The 6200-nt window shown below is 73.3% G+C and carries 4 protein-coding genes, 1 pseudogene and 1 riboswitch; of the genes and pseudogenes, 2 read left to right on the forward strand and 3 right to left on the reverse strand.

What is annotated here, in order from left to right; translation table 11 throughout:
* The first annotated feature begins 77 nt into the window (after positions 1-77).
* Positions 78-1628: an MFS transporter gene (locus E1291_RS17535; RefSeq protein ID WP_131738890.1), complete on the forward strand. Its 1551-nt coding sequence runs from the start codon at positions 78-80 to the stop codon at positions 1626-1628.
* 153 nt (positions 1629-1781) lie between these two features.
* Here E1291_RS17535 and E1291_RS42040 read toward each other — a convergent pair whose 3' ends face one another.
* From E1291_RS42040 to E1291_RS17545, 3 genes are all read right to left on the reverse strand, one after another.
* The gene (locus E1291_RS42040; protein WP_165495163.1) at positions 1782-1934 is read right to left on the reverse strand and encodes a hypothetical protein; all 153 of its coding nucleotides are present in this window, start codon (positions 1932-1934) and stop codon (positions 1782-1784) included.
* A gap of 84 nt (positions 1935-2018) precedes the next feature.
* Positions 2019-3017 carry a ribonucleotide-diphosphate reductase subunit beta gene (locus tag E1291_RS17540; protein ID WP_131738891.1) on the reverse strand — a complete coding sequence of 333 codons (999 nt, stop codon included), beginning with the start codon at positions 3015-3017 and terminating at the stop codon, positions 2019-2021.
* The gene (locus tag E1291_RS17545; protein ID WP_131738892.1) at positions 3017-5404 is read right to left on the reverse strand and encodes a ribonucleoside-diphosphate reductase subunit alpha; all 2388 of its coding nucleotides are present in this window, start codon (positions 5402-5404) and stop codon (positions 3017-3019) included. The genes E1291_RS17540 and E1291_RS17545 overlap by 1 nt, the downstream gene beginning before the upstream one ends.
* 91 nt (positions 5405-5495) lie before the next feature.
* Positions 5496-5716, reverse strand: a riboswitch (cobalamin riboswitch).
* 108 nt (positions 5717-5824) lie between these two features.
* Between E1291_RS17545 and E1291_RS17550 the strand changes: the two are divergent.
* Positions 5825-6200: pseudogene (locus tag E1291_RS17550) on the forward strand (hypothetical protein); the annotation flags it as partial.

Genomic DNA, 6200 nt, shown 5'->3' on the forward strand with positions numbered 1-6200 from the left:
AAGGTCGCGGCGGACGTCGAGATCCGGCCGGCCGCTCCGACCGAAGGACGACCTCGTCCTTCAGGAGAGAGAGCGATATGACTCGCACGGAGCAGGACACCGCCGCCCTCGCCGGGCCCCGCGAGTGGCTGGGCCTGGTGGTCCTCGTCATCCCGACGTTGCTGGTCGCGATGGACCTGACCTCGCTGTTCCTCGCGCTCCCCCGGATCAGCACCGACCTGGGCGCGTCCGGCGCCGAGCAGTTGTGGATCAGTGACGGCTACGGCTTCCTGGTGGCCGGCTTCGTGATCACGATGGGCACGCTCGGCGACCGCGTCGGCCGCCGCCTGCTGCTGATCGGCGGCGCGGCGTTCGCGGCCCTGTCCATCGTCGGCGCCTACTCGGTGAACCCGGAGATGCTGATCCTCACCAGGGCGCTGCTGGGCATCGCGGGCGCGACCCTCATGCCCTCGACGCTGGCGCTGATCACCAACATGTTCCGGGACGGCGCGCAGCGCGGCCGGGCCATCGCGATCTGGGCCACCTGCCAGTTCACCGGGGGCGCGGCCGGGCCCGTCCTGGCCGGGACGCTGCTGCAGCACTTCTGGTGGGGCTCGGTGTTCCTGATCGCGGTGCCGGCCATGGCCGTCCTTCTGGTGGCCGGGCCGATCGTGCTGCCCGAGTTCCGCACCCCGTCCCGCGGACGGCTCGACCCGGTCAGCGTGGCGCTGTCGCTGGCGGCGGTCCTGCCGGTGGTGTACGGGCTCAAGCAGCTGGCCGTCGACGGATCGCGGGGCGCGCTCGTCCCGGTCGCGGCGATGGTCGCCGGCGTGGTGTTCGGTGTCGTGTTCGTCCGGCGGCAGCTCACGCTGGAGACCCCGCTCCTGGACCTGCGGCTGCTGAGCAACCGGCCCTTCACGGCCGTCCTGATCGGCCTGGTGTTCGCGGGCGTCGCCATGGCCGGGACGGGGCTCGCGGTCACGCAGTACCTCCAGGGCGTGCTGGACCACTCGCCGTTCATGTCGGCGCTGCTCATGGCGCCGATGGGCCTGGGAGTCGCGGTCGGCACGATGACCGCGCCCGCGCTCGCCGGACGCGTGCGCCCGGCCACGGCGATCGCCGGCGGGCTGGCGGTGTCCGTCGTCGGCTGCCTTCTGCTGGCCCTGGTGGACGGGACCGGCGGCCTGCCGCTGCTCATCGCGGGCATCACCGTCCTCGCGCTCGGCACCGGGCCGCTCTTCGCGCTGGGCACCGGGCTGGTCATCGGATCCGTCCCGCCCGAGCGGGCGGGCGCGGCGGCCTCGATGTCGGAGACCAGCAACTACCTCGGCGGCTCGCTGGGCCTCGGGGTGCTGGGCGCGGTCGGCGCCGCCATCTACCACTCCCGCATGGCGGACGTGGACGCGCCCGCCGCCGCGCGCCAGACGCTCGCCGGAGCCGACGCCGCCGCCCGCGGCCTGCCCGCCGACCGGGCCACCGAGCTGCTCCACTCCGCCAACGGCGCCTTCACCGGCGCGCTGAACATCACCGGTGGCATCGCCGCCGTGCTCTTCGGCATCGTCGCGGTGCTGGTCGCCACGATGCGGTCCACCGGACGGCCCGAGCAGGCGGCGGGCCCGGCGGAGGCCGAGCTGGCCTCCGCGCCCTGACCCCGAGGGTGCGGGCCGGGCAGAACCTGGTGGTGGACGGCGGCCCGCTCGGCCCGGTCCCCGTCGGCCGGGTCTGAGCGGGCCCCACCTCGCGGAGGGAGCCGCGAGGGCGGGCCCGCCCAGAGTCACTACGGGGGTGGGGGCCGGTGCGGGTCAGTACCGGCGGCCGCCGCGCAGCTTCGCCAGCAGTCCGCGGGCCTTGGCCTGCGTGCGCGGGTCGCGGGCGTACCGTTCGGCCCTCGCGCGCGCCTTGCGTCCCTGCGGACTTCGCAGGAACCGCTGTATGCGGTCGGTGAGAGAAGCCATCTGTTCCTCCTCGGCCTCGTCCTGTCGGTTCAACGAGTGCCCAATCCGGAAAGTTCGGAACGTCCCTTTTGGAGGGAGTTCGGATCAGAACGTCTCGTCGAACGCGACGCTCCCCGCCACACCGATCTGGTACGCCGACACGCGCCGCTCGAAGAAGTTCGACAGCTCCTGGACGTCCTGCAGCTCCATGAACGCGAACGGGTTGGCCGTCCCGTACCGGGCGGGCAGGCCGAGCCGCGCCAGCCGCTGATCGGCGACGTACTCCAGGTAGGCGCGCATGTCGGCGGCGCCCATGCCGGGCAGCCCGTCCCCGCACAGGTCGCGGGCGAAGGCCAGCTCCGCCTCGACGGCCTCCTCCATCATCCGGACGATCCGCGCGGTCATCGCCTCGTCGAACAGGCCGGGCTCCTCGGCCCGGACGGTGTCGACGACCGAGAACGCGAACTCCATGTGGAGAGACTCGTCGCGGAACACCCAGTTCGTCCCGGACGCCAGGCCGTTGAGCAGGCCCCGGGACCTGAGCCAGTACACGTAGGCGAACGCGCCGTAGAAGAACAGGCCCTCGATGCACGCCGCGAAGCAGATGAGGTTGAGCAGGAACGCGCGGCGGTCGGCGGCGGTGCGCAGCTCGTCCAGGGAGCCGAGCGAGTCGATCCAGCGGAAGCAGAACTCCGCCTTGGCCCGGATGGACGGGATGTGCTCGATCGCCGCGAACGCGCGGGCCCGCTCGTCCTGGTCGGGCAGGTAGGTGTCGAGGAGGGTCAGGTAGAACTGGACGTGCACGGCCTCCTCGAACAGCTGCCGCGACAGGTACAGCCGCGCCTCGGGCGCGTTCACGTGCTTGTACAGGTTCAGCACGAGGTTGTTCGCGACGATCGAGTCGCCGGTGGCGAAGAACGCGACGAGCCGGTTGACCAGGTGCAGTTCGTCGGGCGTGAGGCGGGCGAGGTCCGCCAGGTCGGAGGCGAGATCGACCTCCTCCACCGTCCAGGTGTTGCGGATGGCGGCGCGGTAGCGCTCGTAGAAGTCGGGGTAGCGCATGGGCCGCAGGGTCAGGTCCATGCCGGGGTCGAGCAGCGGCATTACTGGCACGCCTCGCAGGTCTCGGGGTTCTCCAGGGAACAGGTCACGGCGTCGGACGACGCGGGCCCGGTGGGTGCGGACTCCGCGGGCGCAGGCTCGGCCGCCGGGGCGATGGTCGTCTGCGCGATGCGCGTGGCGGGCCGCGAGCGCAGGTAGTAGGTCGTCTTGAGGCCGCTGCGCCACGCGTAGGCGTACATCGAGGAGAGCTTCCCGATCGTGGGCGTCTCCATGAAGAGGTTCAGCGACTGCGACTGGTCGACGTACGGGGTGCGCGCGGCGGCGAGGTCGATCAGGGCCTTCTGGGGCAGCTCCCACGCCGTCCGGTAGAGGGCGCGCAGCTCGTCCGGCAGGTCGGTCAGGCCCTGGACGGACCCGTTCGCCCGCTTGATCGCCTCGCGGACCCGCGGCGTCCACCGCCCGAGCGCCTTCAGGTCGGCCACCAGATAGCCGTTGATCTGCAGGAACTCACCGGACAGCGTCTCGCGCTTGAACAGGTTGGACACCTGCGGCTCGATGCACTCGTAGCAGCCCGCGATGGACGCGATCGTCGCGGTCGGCGCGATGGCGATCAGCAGCGAGTTGCGCAGCCCCACCTCGGCGACACGCGCGCGGAGCTCGTCCCACGCCTCGGGACGGGCCGGCGCCGCGTCCGGGAAGTGGTCGGGGTGCAGCCGGCCGCGCGCCGTCCGGGTCCGCTCGTAGGCGGGCAGCGGGCCGTGCTCGGCGGCGAGGTCGGCGGACGCCCCGTACGCGGCGAGCGCGATCTCCTCGGCGATCCGCGTGGACAGCTCGCGCGCCTCGGCGGAGTCGAACGGGAGTCGCAGCGTGAAGAACACGTCCGCGAGGCCCATCACGCCGAGGCCGACGGGACGCCACGTCCGGTTGGCGTCCGCGGCCTCCGGGGTGGGGTAGAAGCCGCGGTCGATGGTGCGGTCCAGGAACCGGACGGCCGTGCGGACGGTGCCGCGCAGCCGGTCCCAGTCCACCCCGGACGCGGTGACGTGCGCGGCGAGGTTCACCGACCCGAGATTGCACACGGCCGCCTCGGAGTCGCTCGTCACCTCCAGGATCTCCGTGCACAGGTTCGACAGGTGGACGGTCCGGCCCGGCTCGGCGGTCTGGTTGCAGGCGCGGTTGGCGGCGTCCTTGAACGTCATCCACCCGTTGCCGGTCTCGGCGAGGGTGCGCATCATCCGCCCGTACAGGCGGCGGGCGGGCAGCCGCCGGACGTGCCGCCCGGCCTCCTCGGCGGCCCGGTAGGCGGCGTCGAACTCCGCGCCCCACAGGTCGGTGAGCTCGGGCACCTCCTTCGGGTCGAACAGCGACCATTCCTCGTCGGCCTCGACGCGGCGCATGAACTCGTCGGGGATCCAGTTGGCGAGGTTGAGGTTGTGGGTGCGGCGGGCGTCCTCGCCGGTGTTGTCGCGCAGTTCGAGGAACTCCTCGACGTCGGCGTGCCACGGTTCCAGGTACACGCAGGCCGCGCCCTTGCGCCGTCCGCCCTGGTTGACGGCCGCGACGGAGGAGTCGAGCGTGCGCAGCCACGGGACGATGCCGTTGGAGTGCCCGTTCGTGCCGCGGATCAGCGACCCGCGCGAGCGGACCCGCGTCCAGGAGATCCCGATGCCGCCCGCGTACTTGCTGAGCCGCGCGACCTGCGCGTACCGCTCGTAGATCGACTCCAGCTCGTCCCGGGGCGAGTCGAGCAGGAAGCAGGACGACAGCTGCGGCCGGCGGGCGGCGGAGTTGAACAGCGTCGGCGAGCTGGGCAGGTAGGACAGCGTGCTGAGCAGCCCGTACAGTTCGGCGGCGGCATCGATGGCGGAGGCATCGCGGAGGTCGCCGGTCTCCGGGTAGGCCAGCCCGCACGCGACGCGCAGCAGGAAGTGCTGCGGACGCTCCAGCACGAGCCGGGTCTCCGGGTGCCGCAGCAGGTACCGGTCGTAGAGCGTGCGGAGGCCGAAGTACTCGAACCGGTCGTCCGCCGAGTCGTCGGCGAGGGCGTCGAGCGCGGCGGCGTTGGCGGCCACGAACGCGGCGGGACGGTCGGCGAGCAGGCCCGCGGCGTGCGCGGCGGCGACCGACCCGGCGAACGTCGTGACGCCCGCGGCGGCCGTCTCCGCCGCGATGCGCGCGCCGAGCAGCCGGGCCGCGGCCCGCGCGTAGCCGGGCTCGGTGGGCACCAGCGCGGCGGCCTCACCGATCGCGAGGTCGCGCCGCGCCGCGCGGTCCAGGCCGTCCCCGGCCCGGACGGCGTCGAGGAGACGCCGCGGATCGACGCCCGCGAGCCCCTCGCAGGCCCGGCGCACCTCCCCCGCGAACTCCCCGGCGGGATCCGGCGCGGGGTCCGGGCGGGCGGGCGACTGGACGGCGGACTGGTACGGCATGCGGCTCCCCATCGTGAGCTCAGCTCGCGGAGGGCATGCCGAGGGGACGCGCGAGGGCCCGCGCATCGCCCGCCGGTCCACCCGCGAGACCTGGACGAACTGCGTGCGGGCAGGTCTTCGGACTCGCGGGCACCGCGCCTTCGGACGAAGGCGCGACCTACTGGCCGTCGCTTCCCGGACCGGGGTCCAGTGCGTGATGACGGCGGTCGTTCCCGCTCACCGCTGCGGGGCAGTCCCGGACTCACACCGGGTTCCCTCTTACGACGCCCCCGCCGCGAGCGGCGGGGGCGAACCAGCACGGGCTTGAACCCTACATGTAGTCGAGCACCCCTATGCAACCCCTACATGTAGGGCGTGTCGTGACCAGTTCCGGGGGGTCCCTACCAGAGACGCGACCCTCGATGGCACCATGGCCGGGACATGTGCCGGCAGCTCCCGCCCCCGTGGTTCCGCGGCGCACGCGCGATCGTCTTCGCGACCGTGTGCGTCCTGCTGGCGACCCTCGGGCACGCGCTGGCGTCGCGGTCGGCCGTCCCCGCGTGGGCGGTGCTGACCGGGTTCGCCGGGGTGCTCGGCGTGACCGTGCTCCTCGCCGGGCACGAGCGCTCCCTGCCGACGATCACCGGCGGGCTGCTCGGCGGGCAGTTCGCGCTGCACACGCTGTTCGCGAGCGCGACCGAACCCGCGCTGCACCACGCGGCGTCCGCCTCGTCCGGGGGCGCGGCGGCGCACGGCCCCGGCGCCGCGATGACCGCCGCGCACACGGCCGCCGCGCTGCTGGCCGCGCTGTGGCTGT

Source organism: Actinomadura roseirufa, assembly GCF_900659635.1.
Lineage (GTDB): Bacteria > Actinomycetota > Actinomycetes > Streptosporangiales > Streptosporangiaceae > Spirillospora > Spirillospora roseirufa.

Bases quoted from the DNA above. Each gene is read 5' to 3' on its own strand.
- E1291_RS17545 (WP_131738892.1), bottom strand. From the start codon at position 5,404: ATGCCGTACCAGTCCGCCGTCCAGTCGCCCGCCCGCCCGGACCCCGCG.
- E1291_RS42040 (WP_165495163.1), bottom strand. From the start codon at position 1,934: ATGGCTTCTCTCACCGACCGCATACAGCGGTTCCTGCGAAGTCCGCAG.
- E1291_RS17540 (WP_131738891.1), bottom strand. From the start codon at position 3,017: ATGCCGCTGCTCGACCCCGGCATGGACCTGACCCTGCGGCCCATGCGC.
- E1291_RS17535 (WP_131738890.1), top strand. From the start codon at position 78: ATGACTCGCACGGAGCAGGACACCGCCGCCCTCGCCGGGCCCCGCGAG.